The sequence below is a fragment of the Vibrio jasicida CAIM 1864 = LMG 25398 genome (genome assembly GCF_000400365.1).
Lineage (GTDB): Bacteria > Pseudomonadota > Gammaproteobacteria > Enterobacterales > Vibrionaceae > Vibrio > Vibrio jasicida.
In genome coordinates this window covers 194,222-211,273 of record NZ_BAOG01000014.1, presented here as the reverse complement: position 1 = coordinate 211,273, position 17,052 = coordinate 194,222, and the positions used below count along the sequence as shown (strand labels likewise).

Below are 17,052 nucleotides of genomic sequence, written 5' to 3'. Positions count from 1 at the left end.
ACATAAAAAATCGGAAGCCTAGAAACAGGCTTCCGATTATCTCTCAGCAGAAGGATCGGTCAACCGATCCTTATCTGATCTACATTGCAGCATAGCTGGACTTTCGGAGAACGAAAATAAACGCGTTAAGGCTGCATCTGCTGGCGTTCGCTCAATTGCTTGGTGATGGCATGCTTGAGTGCTTGTAGCTGCCCGTCGATGCTCGCATCAATAATACCGACCTCGGTCTCCAATATGCAGCCGCCGTTTTTTAAACGTGCATCAGCAATGACTTCAACGTACCCCACTTCAGGGAAATCACTGAGTATGGAGGAAACCTTCTCCCGCACTTCAGTAACCTGCTCTGGGTGTACGTGCAGAATCACTTGCTTCTGGTTACTGACAAGTTGGAGCGCCTCTCTCACGACACTTGCAGTGGTATCCACATCATCAAAGCTGTTGATGATCTTTCTGACAGCATCGAGCACAACACCTGTCATTTTTTGCTCGACCTGCAGATAGTATTCGTTGCATCGAGCAAGCGTTGCTAGCATGGTTTCTGCGTTCTCAATCTTCGCTTGATCGATGCCGTCCTGATAACCTCGCAGCCTCTCTAGTTCATAGGCTTCGTCCGCTTTCGCAATGATGCTTTCTGCTTTTGAGTGCGCCGCCTCAACCAAATGCTGCGAATCTAAGTAACTCACATAGTCTTTTGCTTTGAGCACTTTTAAGCCCGGCGCCAATTGCAAGTTGTCGGTTTTTATTTCAACAAATGAAACCATTGAGGAATTACCTGTTTTGCGATTTTCTTGATAAGTCGATATGCGAGATCGCGATGCGCGTCATCCAACCAATCTGCACTGTGATCCGTCAGCGTCAGTTGACGATCGAGCTTAAACTGCCATCGTTGCACTAACTCTGATGGTGACTTCACCAGTAAGAACGTGACCCATAAATACCCCAGCTCTCGGGCTGTCTTTTCAAAGCTTTTTTCATCGAGGCTGTTTGGCAGTGGCTTTTGCCAACCGCTAGGCCAGTTGGAAATCATCATCGGTCCTTGTTGGATCAAAAAACGCGTTTCATCCACCCCAAAGACCTGATTAAGACACTGTTTAGGTTGCTTTAGCACCACTTGGCGCATCGCTTGGCAATGCATGACTCCACCAATCATCAACAGCAGTCGGTTTGTTGCCTCTACAGGCAGTAAAGCCAGACTGTTGTATGGATGATTAAAAGCATGATCCGTAATTGGCGATAACGCCCAGTCTTCAATACACCACTGATTGATGGCCGCCTGTTCCCTCCAACCTCGGAGTTTTAACAGCCAAGGCTGTTTTTCCATTACCCAACTTTCGTCAATATAACTGCAAGGGCAATAGTTAAACTGATGCTGAATTTGGGAAGCCGGCGTTTCGGAATTAACCACGTTTCACATTCCTGCGGCACCAAGCAAACGTTGCTGCATTAGAGCCAATGATCAGTAGTACCAAGAAAACAAGGATTGCAATCAAATGGCTTGCGGTGTCTTTGGTCACTTGAATCGACAGAATGCTTTCGAATTGATTACCTTGAGACGTCACACGAACTTCCGAAGATGGCACCATCACCACGCTGATACGGTCGTAGTTCAACCCTTCGATGCTGTTGTTAACTAACAGCTTGATTTGAGGGACATAAGAATCCAACGCGACATCCGCAGCATGCTTGATAAATACCGAGGCAGAAGCTGGCGTTGGGCGCTCACCAGGACGAAGATTTTGGTCTTCAAGTACCACGTGAACGCGAGCGACCAACACACCATCAATTTGTGACAATGTGGACGATAACTCTTGCGATTTCGCGTAAATCAGTCTTGCTCGCTCGGCAAGCGGAGACGAAATCAGATCGTCTTTCGGGAAGACTTCTTTAAGTGTAGAGAACTGCTCTCTTGGGTAACCTTTGCGCTTAAGCGCATCAACCGCAAACGCAATTTGTGCGTTATCTACCATCAACTTGACGGTGTTGTCTTTATCCGGTTCTTTGGTGGCGACGACGCCTTCAGAAAGTAAGATTGACAACATTTCGTTGCCCTCTTTCTGGCTCACTCCGGTGTAAAGTTCGGTCTGACAACCCACCAAAAATAGAACCAGTAACATGCTTACTGCACGCATTGTTTTTCTTGTGATGACTGACTTCATTGTGACTACTGTGCCTTCAACAGTGTTTCTACGTTTTGCGTCGTTTTACCTACCGTCTTGGCGATCAGCTCCTCTTGAAAGGTAATTCGAGTTAACGCCCATTGCATTTGCAAAAGCTGAGCAGGATCGTCACCCACCATTTTCATGCTGTCGGTTAAACTGCTTTTTGCGTTATCGATGGTATTTTTCAGTTCACTAATGTTTTCTAACAAACCACCTTCTAAACCATTGTTTCCTTCTGGGGCCAACATCGCTTGCTCGAAACGCTCGCTAAGCCCATCCTGGGCTTGCGCATCTTGCACTTGCTCTAGATTCGTTTGCATGACTTCGGTGTACTGCGTATTGATCATCTGCGTTCCTATGAGAGCTCTAGTTTGTGGCTGTAAGTCAGCATGTTTTTGACCATCGAGTTGATTTGTATAACAAAGCTCAACTCTTCCCGAACCATGTCTAACAATGGCTCTTGATCAGGAATGTCTTTCAACTCGGCCCAGCTATGCCAAAGTGCTTGTTCTTTTTGCGCCCCCAGAGGGAAATGCTCAGACAGCAGCACTTTTAGCTCCTCACGGTCTTTTGGAGGATCGGCCAGCAAACGTCCTGAAAAGCTGCCCAGTAACTCTTGTTCGAGTGAAGCCAGTAGTTCTGGTGACGCTTTATCGGTGCCTTTTACGCTTCTTTCCTGGCTAAGTGCATACCACAACGCCTCTTTCTGCTCGCTTGGAGAAGTAAGCGCTCCGTCAAGTGAGCGGCTAAGTGCCGTTGAGCTAAAGTTTCCGGAACTCTTGAGCGCTTCATACCACTCTTTAATTGCCGTCACTTTGGCCTCAGACTGAGAGACGATGTCCGTGCTTTTTTGCACTGGCGATGCACTCTTATTTGATGAATTACTGTCTGATGCACTGTTGTCTGATGCACTTTCACTCATCAAACGGTTCATCTTGTTTGCCTCGTGCAGATCAACTCTGGCTGGCTGCTGAACCTGACTGAGTACATAGTTGAGCGAGTTGTTTTCAACCTTCATTAAAGGTTCCTGATATCCTGAGAGAAGCTCGTTGCAAAGGCTTGGTTTTCTTCACTGCCTTTTGAAGCCATCGCCAGCCAAGATTCCGCTTTACTCGCTAACCCTGCTTTACCCGCCGCCAGAGCCGCTAAGCAGACTAAGTCAGGAGAGTTCACGCACATCGGTTCAAGCAGGCGATGCGCCTCTTCGTAGCGACCACGATTCATCAAACTCATAGAGCGAATCATTGCTACGACTTCTTCGGTATCCCCTTGGGATTCAAGGCAAGACGCAATCGTCTCTGCCTCTTCGTGGCGATGCATACCAGTTGCCATCAAAGCCGTTTCGGCCAGCAGCAAACGCATGTCTTTTTCCATAACTTACACCTTCTGCAGAATCGACTGCATCACATCCTTGATAGCACGAGTCGTGGTCGCATTGATGTTGTAAACCACCGACCATTTGTTGATCGTGTGCTGCAATTCAGCCAGCTTTGATGGGTCATCAGCGTTGGTTTCTAGATTTTTGATCGCTTCATTCACGGCTTCATTCGCCGCTTTTGCTTGTTCTTCTAGTTTCGCTTTAACATCATCGAGATAAACACTGTTACTCGCATCGTAAAATGACATAGGTATCGCCTCTTGTTTATTTATTGCATTCGACAGTTTCAATCACAGCTAAGGCCGCTTGATACGCCTCATGCTGTTTGAGTAGCAACTGATATTCTTGGGGGGCACAGCCAAGATCGAGCTGGCGCTTAACTGCAGATTGCGCTTGCTTGAACTTGAGGACAATGGCCTCTTTCTGTTCCTGCCCTGAGTCGCTTTGTAGTAGTTGTTCAAGATTTGTCATTGGTATTTCCACCTTCATACCCTAGATCGATCGTGATCACTCGCCCGCCTTTCACAAGCTCTATTCCTGCTGGGGTGACGCTAGAAATGCGATACCCTTGAGGGGTGCGTGCCCCAACCATGTAACGAACATTGTCCGTAAGAATCACATAAGGGACTTGACCGAAGTTCACGCTACGAAACGGAAAATCGATGTTGGTTCCCTTGCTTACTTTCGGAATGGACTTCAAAACCAAGTAAGGTTTCTCGCCATACTGCTCACGGAAATCCCTCGTAACGCCATAGAAGCGAGTGGTCTCGATGTCATCCAACTCACCGCGTACTTCAATACGATCGCCACTTGTTACTAACTGAACTTTCTTTAATAACTCAGCTTTTTCAAGCAAGGCTTTGAGCGTATCCATATAGGCGCCCGCTCTTTGCAGTTCGACCTTCCAAGCGACCAACCCCGGGACATCACGTTCTAATATCTGCTCGACTTGGCTCCAACGGCTCGCATCATCAATGTACCCCGTTAAGAGCAGCGTGCCGGTCTCTTCACCATTCTCAACTTTGACTTGGTGATAACCGAGGTTACGCAAGATAAAGCGCACGCCGCGACGAATCTCTTCCATGGTTCGCAGGTCACTTTTGTAGTTGATCCCTAGTGCGTCAATTCTTCCCAACAGTTGCAGTTTTGCGGTTCTATCCTCGACGTACCCTTCCAGTACTGCCTGCCTTGCCGTTGCATTCCATTCAACCCGCACATCATCGAGCTTCAATTCGCTCAGAATATTGCGCACTAAAACGATGGGCTCCGCTTCCGTGATGGCATCGCTGTCGCTGGCTCGGATTTGGCTATACCAAACACCGGCAAATATCACGCTTGGGATCAGGCTGCACATCAAGCCGATCAAGACTGTTCTCTTCCAACCTGATGACGGTTTATGACTAACCGGTGTCGCTTGTTTATCTGCGGCTTCCGTCGTGATATCGATCGCCAAGTCATCTTCAAGGTGCCCTACTGCAAACGTTAAGCGGCCAACCGAAACCAAGGCGTTGCGTGATAATTCAATCCCATTAGCGTCAACGGTAACGCTCTCGCTATTGATCGAAACCTCATCACAATCACGCAGTAAGACGGTATCGCCATCGCATACCAATACAAGGTGACTCGCCTTGATGCCCGAATCGGTCAGCACAAGGTCGGCGGTAAAGTCATCGCTCCCCAACACCAATGAATCATTGGGTAAGGTCACCTCTACTCCGGCATGAACACCAGAGAGAATACGAATTTTCCATTGCTGCATTGAGGCTATTGCTCCTCTAATGGTCGAACGCAATGATTCTCTGAGCCATCACACTCTTTGATTTGCACTCGCCATCCTTTTTGCCCTGAAGGTAGCTCGCATTGTGATAACAGCGAAGATTTGCCCTGTGACAATAGATCTTGTTGGTGACGCTCCGCTTGTACTTGAGATGTACAGCTGTAGAGCGCGAGTGCCGATTTCAGATCTGCACTGTTATTTGAAATATTGTTCAAGGTGCCGAGCTTCGGCCTCAAGTCATACTCATTACCGATAAGCACGTTGTCGCCAATGCCATCGACAACAATTCTCGGCTCAATAATGAACATGCGCACCGTTCTTCTGGTGGTATCGGTCGTACTTCTAAACAAGGCACCAAGGTATGGAATGTCCCCTAACAAAGGCACTTTACGCAGTTGATGACTGATTTCATCACGGTATACACCACCGATGAGTAGGCTCTGACCTTGCTTCACGGTCGCTAACGTGCTGATCTCTGTTTTTCGGATAGATGGCACATCATCAACACCGCCATCTGGAATTTGCGCACCATCTTCAAGATGCAAACTCAGGTTGATTTCTGGTCTTTCAACAAATCGGTCTCCGACGATGCGTGGGACGATACGCAGTAAGGTGCCGTAGGTCACTTCTTCAAGCGCTGCAGTTTCTTTACCAATCAACTTGACGTAGAACGTGCTGCTGTTGTTTAGGACCGCTTCAACGTTTTCTTGAGTTAGCAAAGTCGGTCGAGACACGACTTGAGCGCTACCTTGAGATTCCAACAAACGAATTTGAGCCAACAAGTAGTTTAAGTTGGTCGCATCAAGCAGTGACTTAAAAGTCTGCCCGCTACCTAGCGTCACATCACCACCATCAACGTCACCCGTGGTTTTGATGTCTAAAATACTGTTGTTACCGACCTCGATACCCGCTCGCCAATCCACACCCAGTTGGCTCAAATCGTTCGCGCTGATATCGACAATAGAGAGTGCCACTTCAATTCGTGACTGTGGCTGATCCAACTGAGCGACTAACTTGCGGTACAAAGGCAGACGCGCTTGCGTATCACGCACTATGATGGCGTTTAAACCTGGCTCTGCTTCAACCGACGCACCGCCGTGTACAGAAACATTCTTCGTCGTGGTTGCAGCCATATTGATGTCCGCTTCTTCACTCTCTTTGGTTGCCTTGATCTGAGTTTGAACGCCCGACAATACTCGGCTTAATACCGATGCAATGCCCGGCACCGTCACCGCTTGATCGCGGTAAGTGATTTCTCTGTCCGTCGCTGAGGCATATTTCAAAGGAATAATTTCAACAAACAGTTCATCGGTAGAGTTCGACTTTTGAACCAATCGGCTTTCCAGCGCTTCGGCCGTTTGCACAACCAAATCAACGTATCTAGGTGGCCCCGCTAAGTAAACCAGCCCTTTGTTCTCTGCCGCACGCCAACCGTAGCGAGAGTCCCAAATCCCTGTTGATATCAGAGTACTTCGTAGCTCACGGGCAGTAAGAAGTTCAAGCTGTAACAGTCTCGAACGGGTTTCCGTCGCTTTGTACACATGCAACACCGCGCCATCGAAATACCACATCAGGTTGTAGACCTGTGCTAGGTAATCAAGAAACTCGGCTGGGTCTTCTGGCGTAAATCGACCACTGACTCGATCGTTTACCTTGTCACTGACCGACACAGAAACACGATAGTTAGCGCCAAAGTTATTCAATAATTCTTTTAAAGAGTCATTGTCGGCATAGTAACGAAACGGCTGATCAGGCCAATTCAACTCTGATGCGAGTAAAGGCAATGCCGTCAACAAACTCAAAGTACATGCAACAGACCAAACAAGTCGGCGTAGTTGTTTTTTTAAAACGGCAAGCATTATGGAATCCAAATACTGTGGCTGACGGTATGGTTAACGCGTTGGTGCTCTAGCACACCACTAAACTGCTCCACCAAATTCACATGCTGGGAGAGCTGGGCGCATAATGCTTCTGTGGTGACGCTTTCCATATTCATCTTTCCTTGCACAATCAACTGCTCGTTATCATTCACCGTCAGTGTGCTGCTCGTGTCGCGCAGTGTCTTCAAAGAGAGCTGCATACAATGTTTGAGCGTCTGCTCTTTTTGGTAATCGAGGTGCTGTTCAAACTGAAATGGGAGCACGGTTTCCCACAAGACCCATGATGAATGCTGCCGAATGTTAAGCAGCATCTGGTCGACTTCGATATCGTAGGAACCATTATTTGAGGCAATAAAATCCCCAACCCCAAGCGTTGCCGCGAGGGATTTCATCATTTGATCTAACATATTTAGCTCTATTTAAATCTGGCTGAGATGGTTACAAGCTTGACCGCACTGGTTACTCTGAATATCAAAATAGTAGTGATCCACATTGCCAACAGTGTGCATGTCTTGAAACCACTGCCAAATCTTCGCAACCGCATTTAAGTCGCTGTACACAAGATCACAAGCGTCCCACACGTCGTTGAGTTCCGGCGCTTGCACTCGAGCTTCGCCACACCAGACTTTCCAGTCAGAGATAAACTTATCTGAGGTCTCACCGTACTGAGATAAACCTTTGAGCTTATCAAGCGTTGGCTTCCACTCCTCCACCATGGCTCGGTGGGATTCAACCGCCTGATTTTGTTGTTCATTGAGAACATCAAGCTGCTCATACAATTCACTCTGCTGACTCTGAATCAGTGCTAACTGCTGCTCTGCAAAAATCGCACTGTTCTCTTCTGTCGACAGTCTTAACCAGTAGTCTTTTTGAATACTCAGCTGATTGATCAACTGCTCTAGCTTTATGGTGTCATGTAACACCGTCTGATCTGTCTTTCGGTTCACCCATTCATTCAGGGTTAAATACATTGAAAGAATCAGCGTTTTAGGTGACGCCAAATTGAAGCGAAACCCTAATCGGCTGTTAATGTAATCCAGCCTTTGCTCAAAAGAGCTCAACACGTGATTATCACTCAGTTGCCCACCCACCTCGAGAAAGAGGCGCATGGCAAACCGGTCTAAAGAGGTACCAAACCTTTGATAGGTTTTCACCACTTGGCTTGCACATAAGCAATCAACGACATTGCGGTCAAGCAAACGTTGTAGCAAAGACAATTGTTCTGAACTCAGAACGTCTTCACTAAGAAGTTGTCGGTGATTGACATTAACAACATTGGGCACTTGCGATGATTGGGTTAAACCTTCGTATCTTGCGCCTCTCTGCAATACAGTGACCTTCCTTTGCGTCACAATGTTGTTAGGAAAAAGCGAACGGCGTCGCCAATGCAGCTTTTTCATTGGTGTTGTTCTCCGCATCTACTTCGAACAATCCAGAAGGAAGTAGAGGTAATAGTTTTGTTCGTTGTTACGCTGAGCATAATAGAGTTTACGCCAGTTGATGCCTTTCAAAATTAGTCAGAAAATTTTAGTCGTCAGACATTTCACTTAGCAATAGCGACTTGTTCATCCCCAGAACGTACACGACTTGGTGTCGTTCCAAAACGGCGTCGGTAGCTTTGCGTAAAGTAAGATTGGCTAGAAAAGCCCGCTTCCATTGCGACGTCGACAATGCTCATTTTACTGGTAAGCAATAACTTATGGGCATGCAGCAAACGGCGCTCACTGATCCACGCTCTAGGAGAAACGCCATAGTGCTCATTAAAGAGCTCTTTAAACGTCGTCAGGCTCGCACCAAACTCTTGAGCATAGTCCGTCAGCTTCCACTCCTTCAGGTAATGGAGTTCCATAAAGCGACGCAGTCTGTCTGAGGTTTTGTTGGTCAGCTGTGATAATAACGCATACAGGTTCTCACCTTGCTCACCGTGGAGCAATAAGATGAGCATTTCCTCGTATTTTAAGCGCATGATGGTGTCAGGATAAGACTGCTCTTCTAGCGTCTTCATCCCTGATAAGGTCTGCTCTATCAACAAATTGAAAGTAAACGGGAACAATCCAGACTGAACGTTCTCAACTTTTGGTAGCGACATCAGTAAATCACTGTGCTTTTGCAAAAATTGACTGACAAGTTCATTGTCGAATTCGATCACTGACGCCGTATATTGGCCATCTACTGGTGTGTATTCTAGTAAGTAATCCCCTTGAGAGAGATACACCCCACAACCAGCGACCACATCTAACGTGCAGTCCCCCGTCTGAACTCTCAATTGTCCATTGTGAACGACAACAATGTGAGACTGGCGAGAATGAAATACTTCATCGTATTTTTCATAGTAGCAAGCACTATGGATTTTTCGCGATAGCGAGTTGACCCTTTCTGTGTTTAGTTGGCCTAACACATCCATTTTCTACCCTTCATAATTCTAATTTCTCTAATCCCACTAGAGAAATGCCATAGCCTGACTCACACCCAATACGAAAACGTACACGCGGATGTGTAATCAAAACGATGTCAATTAAAGAAGCAAAGAAAAGAGCATAGGTGCGATAGCACGACCATACTCCCCGAATAAATTATAAATAGCTCAAAAACTGCCTGTAGCAGCAAAAAATAATCTTGGAAAAACGTCTCGATATTGTTATGTGATATTCTCGAGAATTAATAAGCTTTTGCTAAAGTTCAACTTATAACTAGTGATACTCAAACAACCAAAGCTCTTATTATATTAGAATAAATGAAAGTACTAATATTTAAGCCTACTTTCATTAATATTGGTATTTCCACAAAAAACGAAGTGTTTATTTTTAAACCATTCTATCTAGCCAACTTCTCAGAAGCGGGGGATATAAACATAAAAATTGCAGTAAGTGCAACTGATATTCATATAAAGAAGCACTGAACCGATGACTTAAACCCAATAATAATTAGGGTTTAAGCGCTGAATTATTCGCTTCATTCAACTAAATTTTTTATTAAAATAGAAAAAATGAAAACGATTACTTTTCTAGTTATTATTGTAAGCTTCTAGTTTTAAGTCCTTATGTACTCTGCCTTGCGTAAAAATATAGCCTTCTTCTTTACTGGCTATGATTTTTCCTTGAGAACGTAACACGGTACGGATTTTCATCTCGCCTTTTCCAGCTTGAATCGGCGCAATAACAAAAGAGTATTGCACAGGTAGTTGAACCCCTTGATACGTCTGCTTTGCGACAGTAATACATCGTTCTGCAGTCACTTGGCATACATCAATATCAACCGATGTACTCACGGGAGCAATATACTCATCAAAAGCAACCCACCCATACAGCACGGCTTGGGAAGAACTCGCAAACCCGCCTTCTAAGGAACTGGTGTGAGTGCAAGCGCTCAAAAGCAAAATGCTTAACAACCCAATAAGCGTTCTAGATTTCACTGCGTACTCTATCTACTTATCTTTTTATTAAAAATGACAGTCGCAATTCTGGTACAGAAATATATAAAAGATCAACCTATATTTTATATATAAATTAAAAATTAAATTCTCAAAAATAAGAACGTCTTTAATGGCACTGGGTTTACTTTGTTTTAAAATTTGACATTAGTTCCAAGCACATAATCAAACATTATATAAGCGAAATTTATATGCACTAAGGATATAAGCAACACCATCAATAACTTGTTTATTAACCTTATAGAAAAAACGTTTATATAAAAAAATCCAACCAATATTGATAAACATTCAAATGCACTTCCCATAATTTCACCCTTAAAATTCTAAATAGGATAACTTCTATGTCTGCGCGCCAAATCGTAGATGAGGTTTTACTTAAATTTGCTCATCAAATAGGGTTACCTAAATTACAGTTGATTGAAGACGAATTGGGTTTAGCTTTTGATGACAACTTAAGAGTGCATGTGATTTTTCACCCAACAACAGGGATGCTTCAATTAGAAGCTGAGATCGTCGATCTACAAATTGTTAACTCTGACCTTTACCGTTCTTTTGTCGCATTCAACTACCATTGGTCTGAGCATCAACTGTTTTTTAGTTTAGATAACCACAGGCACAAGCTTTGTTTAAATAGACTGCTTCACGTAGAATCACTCGACTACGAACTGTTTGAAGATGCACTGGCTGAGCTGCTCACACAGAGCGAATCTTGGGAAGACTTGTTATCCGCCCACATCGCCATGGAAGCTTTGCCCTCTCAGCTTCAGAGCTCGGATTTAAGAGTTTAGGTAATCTATGTCCAATGACATCCAACCAACACAAAAGCATTTATCTATCGATTGGGTCGAGAGCAATAGCCAGACTGAGTCTGTAAAGAAGGGAAACTTTTTAGGCAGAACCGTGGTGCAGATAAATCCAAACGAGCGAGAGCAAAACCGCAGTCTCTCAAAACTGGAACTAGGCGAGACGCTTTCTATGCTTGCCAATACTGAGCTCTCCAACACGATTTTAAGCTTTGAAAAAGACTCGAACGCAGCGCAGAACCTGTTGAATAGAAAAGTTGAAGTGATCGCGGCCAGCAGGCCAATGAGTTAGGGGTCGCTCTCACTTTGTAAGAAACGCAAAGCCCCGAGATTTCGGGGCATTGCTACTTTCTTAAAGCAAAGATGTAAAGCAGTGATTAGCAAACATACACAACCAAATATAGAGAAACTATACGAAGTTATAACAATATCAGCCTCTTAGGAGAAATATATGCTAACAACCACCCACTCACGCAGGTGGTTTACGGTAAGAGTAAAAGTTCAATAAACTCTTGATATGACGAAACTAAGGGGTGAATCTTCTTGGCTTAGCACCATGCCTATCCCAAAAGCAACCTCGAGGGTCCCACTTACCAAAAGATGCTCCTACAGAAAACGCTGGAGACTCTATAGTGTCCAGGTTATGAGTCCACGTAGGCTGCTTAGAATAAGCAATAACAGGTCGACCTATCTCTGTCGCTAAATCTTGAGCTGCTCCTAGTTTTCCATAACAGCTTAACAAATGAACGGGAGATGTTGGTAAACCTTTATACAAATCAATCCCTTCGTTATTCTTCATGTGTTGTGCGAGTTGAGACCCCGTCAAAGCAGTAAGATTACTATAATCTGTCTCCCACTTATTAGTGACTGGGTCTTTATAGGCTCTTTCTCCCACATATACTTTACCATCTGGGTCACCGTGCAATAAAATCGCTTCTTCGCCTGTATCACGAAAGTTATCAGTATATCCTCTAGGCCAAGGGCCGTAGGCCCCCTGTCCCTCTATACTCATGGGGTGCTTGGTATTACTTCTCATTGGTAAACGACGTTGGGTTGATCTACGAAATCTTGTAGTGCCCTGTCCTACACCATAACTTCCCAGCCCTACGATAGCACCAACACCAGCACTAATACCAGCTTGCTTAGTAGGCATACCCGTCGCAACATTCAGGCCAAACTCTGTAGCACTTGAAGTTATCGAATCTGCGATTGCTAAGCCCACTTTAACACCAGTCGTAGCTCCTTTTGCAGCTGTACCAAACCCACCACTAATAAGACCTAATGCCGCCCCAATACCTACTTGCTTCCAGTCAAAACTTTGACCAGAAGTTGCAGACCTGATACCTTCAGCAGCAGCCGATATTGTAGCACCGACAACCGCACCTACAATAGCACCAGTTATTATACTCAGTAATGCAAAATGGCCACTGGGATCTGTCCTGTTTACTGGGTCACCAAGACAATAAGCGTAGGAATTTATACCACCTCTTCCGAATGGGCTAACGCTATCTGCTGAATGAAAACGCATAATCCTTGGATTGTACATTCTATAACCATTTCCTAGATGATAGCATCCGGTTACGGGGTCTCTCCGCTCACCGGTATAACCTATAGAGTTTGCTAGTAAGGGGTTTGAAGTTTGAGCTCGAACTTGCCTAGGTGCTAGCACGCCACCTCCCAGCGCTAAAGCACTGACAGCTGCAGATTTTTTCATGAATGAACGCCTTTCTTGGCTCAAAGGTATCATCGGCAGTACTTTATTAAATATATTCTTCTTCATTTTATCTTCCCTCTTCACCATAAGCTGTATAAAGGTGGCTTTTAGTTATCAAAGAGCCATCTTCATGTTTTGTAACTTCGGTAGTAACACTACCTTGGGTGTCGAGTAGCAGTAAGTCTTCCTGTTTAATTTGATTATCTACGGTACAACGACGAAGCGTTAAACCCGCATTCTCCAAAATTGTATGAGTACCCTCTGATATTTCATGCCGCAGCTCTCCCTGCTGATACAAAAGGTATGTATGAATATCTTCAATTGTTTGAGAAACTAGTTGACCAAACTCATCATGCCCATAATTCGATAGCGTACTACTATTATTTGTAATAGAAGATATTTGATCGAGGGCGTTATATTCATAATTTAAACCCTGCTCATCATTAAGTAAATTACCTGATGCGTCGTAATTAAATTCAATTGAGGCAGGATAACTTTGATGGGTGTTAACAATGTTAACTAAACGACTTGGGGTTTTCTCATCATATATTAGATCCATCTGATTATAGGTTTTGTCAACAAATGTAGAAGTAGTCTGGGTTATGTTACCATAAGTATCATATTTAAAAATTTGTTCTGATATCGCATTCCCGTACTCATCTTTTGGAGCACTATTACCAGAGCAACGGTAATTAACCAATCTCAACATATCATCATACATATAATATTCAGTAATATTGATACCTTCTGAGTCAGTAAATACACGATTTGAAATAAGCTGATCACTATTAAAAGTATTCGAAATAGTTTTTGAATAATCTCTTGTCACAAAAGAACGACTTAATTCCATGCCTAAAAAATCAAATACAACCTCAACTGTCGCAGAAGTTTCTTTTCCATTCTTTACAGTATAAAAGTAAGGTCTACTAAACTGGTCATAGGTTATTTCCGTACAGTAATTATTTCCTAAAATCTCTTGACTGATAGTTTTAACCCTACCAAGATCATCATACTTATAAACTGTCTTATTATTAAAAAAATCCCATTTTTCTTCGAGTTTCCCCAGGAGTGAATAGGAATATTTTGCTTCACGAGGGATATTATCATTTAACGTGACAACTTCTTTTGTCACTCGCCCAAATGAATCGTAGGTGAATGTATGTTCACCATGTATATTTTGTGAAGATTTAAGAGTTCCTATCGCCTTATCATATTGATATAGTCTAGCTAACTTCTCATCGCTCTCAACTTCAAGGCTTGTTTGAGCGCCCAAATAAAGGTCATATTTAGGATATAATACTTGACCAGTAGGTGTTATTTCCGTATTTGGAAAAGGGTTCCCGTTCGTATATGTCCAATGACGTAGTCCTTTAGCCGAGTCTTCTGTTGTAACCCTTCCAAATCCGTCGAATGCTCTAGACCCTAGAATACTCTTATCTAGTGCTATAGTAGCTGGTGTATCCATTTCAACAAAAGTAGGGTAAGTTAGACTTTCTGCTACAAGGACACCATCAATTGTTTTTTTTGTCGTGACTAAACGGTCTAGATCATCATATTCAAATTGTGTCTCTCGATTATTTGTGTCGATTATAGAAATGATATTTTGATAGCCATCATAATTATAAGATGACTTCAAGACCGATTTACCATTTATATCTTGAGTTTCACGGAACACTGGGTTTCCAGACATATTGTAACTTACCTTTTCCTTAACTAAGCCCACGATTTCCGTAAAGCTTGTCAGGGTAGGGATATCTTGCGCGATGTTTTCTATTCTTCCATCTGGATGTTCAACTCTGTTAATCTGACGATTTGAATCATAATTGTATTTAGTTGTAAGAAGTATAATCTTGTCTGAAAGATAGTCTATATCATCTTCTTCTATTGCCTGACCAAAAGCATCGTAGCGTATAGAGTTAACTCTTTTTCCATTCAAATAACTATTAACATGTTTTCCGGCATTATTAAAATTTATAACCATAACATTACCAATAGATTCTATTATTGTAACCGAATTTTGGTTTTCTCCTCTTATATAACTATAAGATCTGGTTGCCTCATAGTCTGTATTTGGAGCAAAAACCTCACTAATCTTTATTCCCAATGGATCATATTGGTAGACAATTTCTGCGCCTACACTATCTATCGATTTTATCAAATTCCCATAAAGTAAATCTATCGTGTTACTTGATGTTGAGTTTAGCCCATCGAAGCTGGATACGTTTAGGTTGATTTCTAAAGAGTTATCATAAAACTCATAATCAAAGTTGTATGATGTTTCCTTACCCTCAATAGTTTTGATTACTGTCTTAACACGTCCATACGTATAAATATTTTCATTATTGTCAAAGTAATGATTTCTAGTTGTAATTTTACTGTAATTTGAACTGCTACTATCTAAAAGGACAAAGTATCTACTGTTATCGTCTAGCCTAGGGAGACTGGTATAGGTAAAATTTCTTCTCCTAATATTAAATTGACTTGATCCTGGAATAAAAGATTCTTCTTTTAGCTGGGCTACAAAGCCATGGGGGTTTTCTGGACAGTCTGAATCACCTTCTTTAGGGTAATATTTACGTTCGATAATTGAACCATCAGTATTTATTTGCTTTAGTAGGTTACCAAAGTCATCGTAATCATATTCTGTTTTAAAAGATTTATAGCCATTGTCATCATTATAAAACTTTAATATCTCACTCTTAGTTAGAGTATATATCCCAGGCTGTGATTCGATACCTTTTGATAGATCTGCAAAATAGGAATAAACAACTTCCTTAAACAATTTCTCATTACAAGTATGTAATTCTAAATCCATTAAATGATATTTATTGAAGGTTCTTTCTATTTGAATCGTATCATTAATCACTTCCTTAGTTGTATACTTATAATCACTTTTTGCTTTAAAAAGAGTATCTTCTCCGCTTTGCCAACTTTGCTCACTGCCGAACCCTAAGTAGTTCATGTCAGTGTAATAATACAAAGTTTTTTTAATATTTTGATTTTCACCAGGATATAAAATATGTTTTGTAACGAAAGGAACCTTTGATATAGGGGCTCCATCTGGTAACGAATGACCGTTATCTAAATAAGTAATTTCTTCTTGAAGTCCTGTACCATGAATCACCTTTTCAATAACTTCATAGTTACAACTTTCTATCCATCGGTATTGAAACTCAGTATAGGGCTCTTCTTCGAAGTAAATATAGCCAAGACCTTTCCAATCTCCCCGACCTATCTTTAATATCGAGCAAGTTTTAAGAACAGAACCTAAACTATTGTGAGTAACTGTTGTTTTATATTCGTTGGTCCACCAATCAATCTCAATTGATTGACCACTATCGTCTGAAATTTTCCATAAAGTAAGACCAAAGCTATTAGGTTGATAAGAATTCGCATACTCAAAGTTAACAACAAGACCATTAGAAGAGACTCTTTTATATAATATTCCTTCTTCATAGCTTATATATTCACTCGTTCCATCCTTGAAATGAAGGACTATAGATGACGGCTCATTATCAATTTTTTCAAGGTATAGTATCTTGATGTCTTTTAGTTTTCTATATGGTGCAATGAATTCGCCTAGAGTATCGTCCCACTTTATCTCAAACACTTGACCTGAAGATAAGGTCAATCTTTTGCTTTTCAGGTTAAAAGAACTTAAGGAATACCCCCAACCACGACCAAATCCTAAGTCAAAGTTTGATGATGAGTTATAACTAATAGAAAAATCATAGGGAGCTCCAGATGTTTTAGATGACAACAACTTAGTGATATCAATGTGAGCATTAAATATACCTGTTCTAGGATCTACATTTGTACTCGTACTATCGATGAAGTTTGTCGCATTACTAGTAACGTTAGACATATTATTTCCTTAACACGCATTTATTATACTAATCATGAAATAAAGC

General features: G+C 42.6%; 18 protein-coding genes. 2 read left to right on the top strand and 16 right to left on the bottom strand.

Annotated features, from left to right (window positions below; all coding sequences use genetic code 11):
- Positions 1-125 precede the first annotated feature (125 nt).
- The 14 genes from VJL_RS04520 to VJL_RS04455 form a co-directional block, all read right to left on the bottom strand.
- Positions 126-761, bottom strand: coding sequence for an HrpE/YscL family type III secretion apparatus protein (locus VJL_RS04520; RefSeq protein WP_038876028.1), 636 nt, complete (start codon positions 759-761; stop codon positions 126-128).
- Positions 740-1,405 carry a SctK family type III secretion system sorting platform protein VscK gene (gene vscK, locus VJL_RS04515; protein WP_038876026.1) on the bottom strand — a complete coding sequence of 222 codons (666 nt, stop codon included), beginning with the start codon at positions 1,403-1,405 and terminating at the stop codon, positions 740-742. The genes VJL_RS04520 and vscK overlap by 22 nt, the downstream gene beginning before the upstream one ends.
- Positions 1,398-2,129, bottom strand: a complete 732-nt coding sequence (gene sctJ, locus VJL_RS04510) for a type III secretion system inner membrane ring lipoprotein SctJ (RefSeq protein WP_010646247.1) — start codon at positions 2,127-2,129, stop codon at positions 1,398-1,400. The genes vscK and sctJ overlap by 8 nt, the downstream gene beginning before the upstream one ends.
- Positions 2,130-2,161: 32 nt before the next feature.
- Positions 2,162-2,506 (bottom strand): type III secretion system inner rod subunit SctI, encoded by a 345-nt coding sequence (gene sctI, locus VJL_RS04505; RefSeq protein WP_005426285.1) that lies wholly within the window; start codon positions 2,504-2,506, stop codon positions 2,162-2,164.
- Between the two features lie 8 nt (positions 2,507-2,514).
- Positions 2,515-3,177 carry a YopR family T3SS polymerization control protein gene (locus VJL_RS04500; RefSeq protein WP_038876024.1) on the bottom strand — a complete coding sequence of 221 codons (663 nt, stop codon included), beginning with the start codon at positions 3,175-3,177 and terminating at the stop codon, positions 2,515-2,517.
- Positions 3,177-3,533, bottom strand: a complete 357-nt coding sequence (locus VJL_RS04495; protein ID WP_038876023.1) for a YscG family type III secretion system chaperone — start codon at positions 3,531-3,533, stop codon at positions 3,177-3,179. The genes VJL_RS04500 and VJL_RS04495 overlap by 1 nt, the downstream gene beginning before the upstream one ends.
- A 3-nt stretch (positions 3,534-3,536) precedes the next feature.
- Entirely contained in the window at positions 3,537-3,785 is a 249-nt protein-coding gene (sctF, locus tag VJL_RS04490) for a type III secretion system needle filament subunit SctF (RefSeq protein WP_005426103.1), read from the bottom strand.
- A 16-nt stretch (positions 3,786-3,801) separates the two neighbouring features.
- Positions 3,802-4,008, bottom strand: coding sequence for an EscE/YscE/SsaE family type III secretion system needle protein co-chaperone (locus VJL_RS04485; protein ID WP_038876021.1), 207 nt, complete (start codon positions 4,006-4,008; stop codon positions 3,802-3,804).
- Entirely contained in the window at positions 3,995-5,296 is a 1,302-nt protein-coding gene (sctD, locus tag VJL_RS04480; protein ID WP_038876019.1) for a type III secretion system inner membrane ring subunit SctD, read from the bottom strand. The genes VJL_RS04485 and sctD overlap by 14 nt, the downstream gene beginning before the upstream one ends.
- 5 nt (positions 5,297-5,301) lie before the next feature.
- Complete coding sequence (sctC, locus tag VJL_RS04475; protein WP_038876018.1) at positions 5,302-7,173, bottom strand: type III secretion system outer membrane ring subunit SctC; 1,872 nt, start codon at positions 7,171-7,173, stop codon at positions 5,302-5,304.
- On the bottom strand, positions 7,173-7,601 hold the full coding sequence (locus VJL_RS04470; RefSeq protein WP_038866855.1) for a YscB family type III secretion system chaperone: 429 nt from the start codon (positions 7,599-7,601) through the stop codon (positions 7,173-7,175). The genes sctC and VJL_RS04470 overlap by 1 nt, the downstream gene beginning before the upstream one ends.
- Before the next feature lie 12 nt (positions 7,602-7,613).
- Entirely contained in the window at positions 7,614-8,594 is a 981-nt protein-coding gene (locus VJL_RS04465) for a T3SS regulon anti-activator ExsD domain-containing protein (RefSeq protein ID WP_038876015.1), read from the bottom strand.
- Positions 8,595-8,737: 143 nt separating this feature from the next.
- Complete coding sequence (locus VJL_RS04460; protein WP_038876013.1) at positions 8,738-9,598, bottom strand: AraC family transcriptional regulator; 861 nt, start codon at positions 9,596-9,598, stop codon at positions 8,738-8,740.
- A 600-nt stretch (positions 9,599-10,198) separates the two neighbouring features.
- Positions 10,199-10,606 (bottom strand): YscW family type III secretion system pilotin, encoded by a 408-nt coding sequence (locus VJL_RS04455; RefSeq protein ID WP_038866849.1) that lies wholly within the window; start codon positions 10,604-10,606, stop codon positions 10,199-10,201.
- Positions 10,607-10,965: 359 nt separating this feature from the next.
- Here VJL_RS04455 and VJL_RS04450 point away from each other — a divergent pair, with 359 nt between their 5' ends.
- Together VJL_RS04450 and exsE2 are read left to right on the top strand one after the other, a co-directional pair.
- Positions 10,966-11,412 (top strand): CesT family type III secretion system chaperone, encoded by a 447-nt coding sequence (locus VJL_RS04450; RefSeq protein WP_038876011.1) that lies wholly within the window; start codon positions 10,966-10,968, stop codon positions 11,410-11,412.
- Between the two features lie 7 nt (positions 11,413-11,419).
- A complete protein-coding gene (exsE2, locus tag VJL_RS04445; protein WP_038876009.1) occupies positions 11,420-11,719 on the top strand; it encodes a T3SS regulon translocated regulator ExsE2 in 300 nt (99 codons plus the stop codon).
- A gap of 234 nt (positions 11,720-11,953) precedes the next feature.
- On the opposite strand, the gene VJL_RS27510 is transcribed toward exsE2, so the two are convergent.
- Complete coding sequence (locus VJL_RS27510) at positions 11,954-13,207, bottom strand: RHS repeat-associated core domain-containing protein (protein WP_050568812.1); 1,254 nt, start codon at positions 13,205-13,207, stop codon at positions 11,954-11,956.
- A 1-nt stretch (position 13,208) separates the two neighbouring features.
- Positions 13,209-17,006, bottom strand: a complete 3,798-nt coding sequence (locus VJL_RS04435) for an RHS repeat domain-containing protein (protein WP_050568811.1) — start codon at positions 17,004-17,006, stop codon at positions 13,209-13,211.
- Between the last annotated feature and the right edge of the window lie 46 nt (positions 17,007-17,052).

Excerpts from the sequence above, each read along its gene's own strand:
- exsE2 (WP_038876009.1), top strand. The coding sequence starts at position 11,420 with ATGTCCAATGACATCCAACCAACACAAAAGCATTTATCTATCGATTGG.
- sctF (WP_005426103.1), bottom strand. The coding sequence starts at position 3,785 with ATGTCATTTTACGATGCGAGTAACAGTGTTTATCTCGATGATGTTAAA.
- VJL_RS04460 (WP_038876013.1), bottom strand. The coding sequence starts at position 9,598 with ATGGATGTGTTAGGCCAACTAAACACAGAAAGGGTCAACTCGCTATCG.
- VJL_RS04485 (WP_038876021.1), bottom strand. The coding sequence starts at position 4,008 with ATGACAAATCTTGAACAACTACTACAAAGCGACTCAGGGCAGGAACAG.
- sctJ (WP_010646247.1), bottom strand. The coding sequence starts at position 2,129 with ATGCGTGCAGTAAGCATGTTACTGGTTCTATTTTTGGTGGGTTGTCAG.
- VJL_RS04465 (WP_038876015.1), bottom strand. The coding sequence starts at position 8,594 with ATGAAAAAGCTGCATTGGCGACGCCGTTCGCTTTTTCCTAACAACATT.
- VJL_RS04495 (WP_038876023.1), bottom strand. The coding sequence starts at position 3,533 with ATGGAAAAAGACATGCGTTTGCTGCTGGCCGAAACGGCTTTGATGGCA.
- VJL_RS04500 (WP_038876024.1), bottom strand. The coding sequence starts at position 3,177 with ATGAAGGTTGAAAACAACTCGCTCAACTATGTACTCAGTCAGGTTCAG.
- VJL_RS27510 (WP_050568812.1), bottom strand. The coding sequence starts at position 13,207 with ATGAAGAAGAATATATTTAATAAAGTACTGCCGATGATACCTTTGAGC.
- VJL_RS04450 (WP_038876011.1), top strand. The coding sequence starts at position 10,966 with ATGTCTGCGCGCCAAATCGTAGATGAGGTTTTACTTAAATTTGCTCAT.
- VJL_RS04520 (WP_038876028.1), bottom strand. The coding sequence starts at position 761 with ATGGTTTCATTTGTTGAAATAAAAACCGACAACTTGCAATTGGCGCCG.
- sctD (WP_038876019.1), bottom strand. The coding sequence starts at position 5,296 with ATGCAGCAATGGAAAATTCGTATTCTCTCTGGTGTTCATGCCGGAGTA.
- VJL_RS04435 (WP_050568811.1), bottom strand. The coding sequence starts at position 17,006 with ATGTCTAACGTTACTAGTAATGCGACAAACTTCATCGATAGTACGAGT.
- VJL_RS04470 (WP_038866855.1), bottom strand. The coding sequence starts at position 7,601 with ATGTTAGATCAAATGATGAAATCCCTCGCGGCAACGCTTGGGGTTGGG.
- sctC (WP_038876018.1), bottom strand. The coding sequence starts at position 7,173 with ATGCTTGCCGTTTTAAAAAAACAACTACGCCGACTTGTTTGGTCTGTT.
- sctI (WP_005426285.1), bottom strand. The coding sequence starts at position 2,506 with ATGATCAATACGCAGTACACCGAAGTCATGCAAACGAATCTAGAGCAA.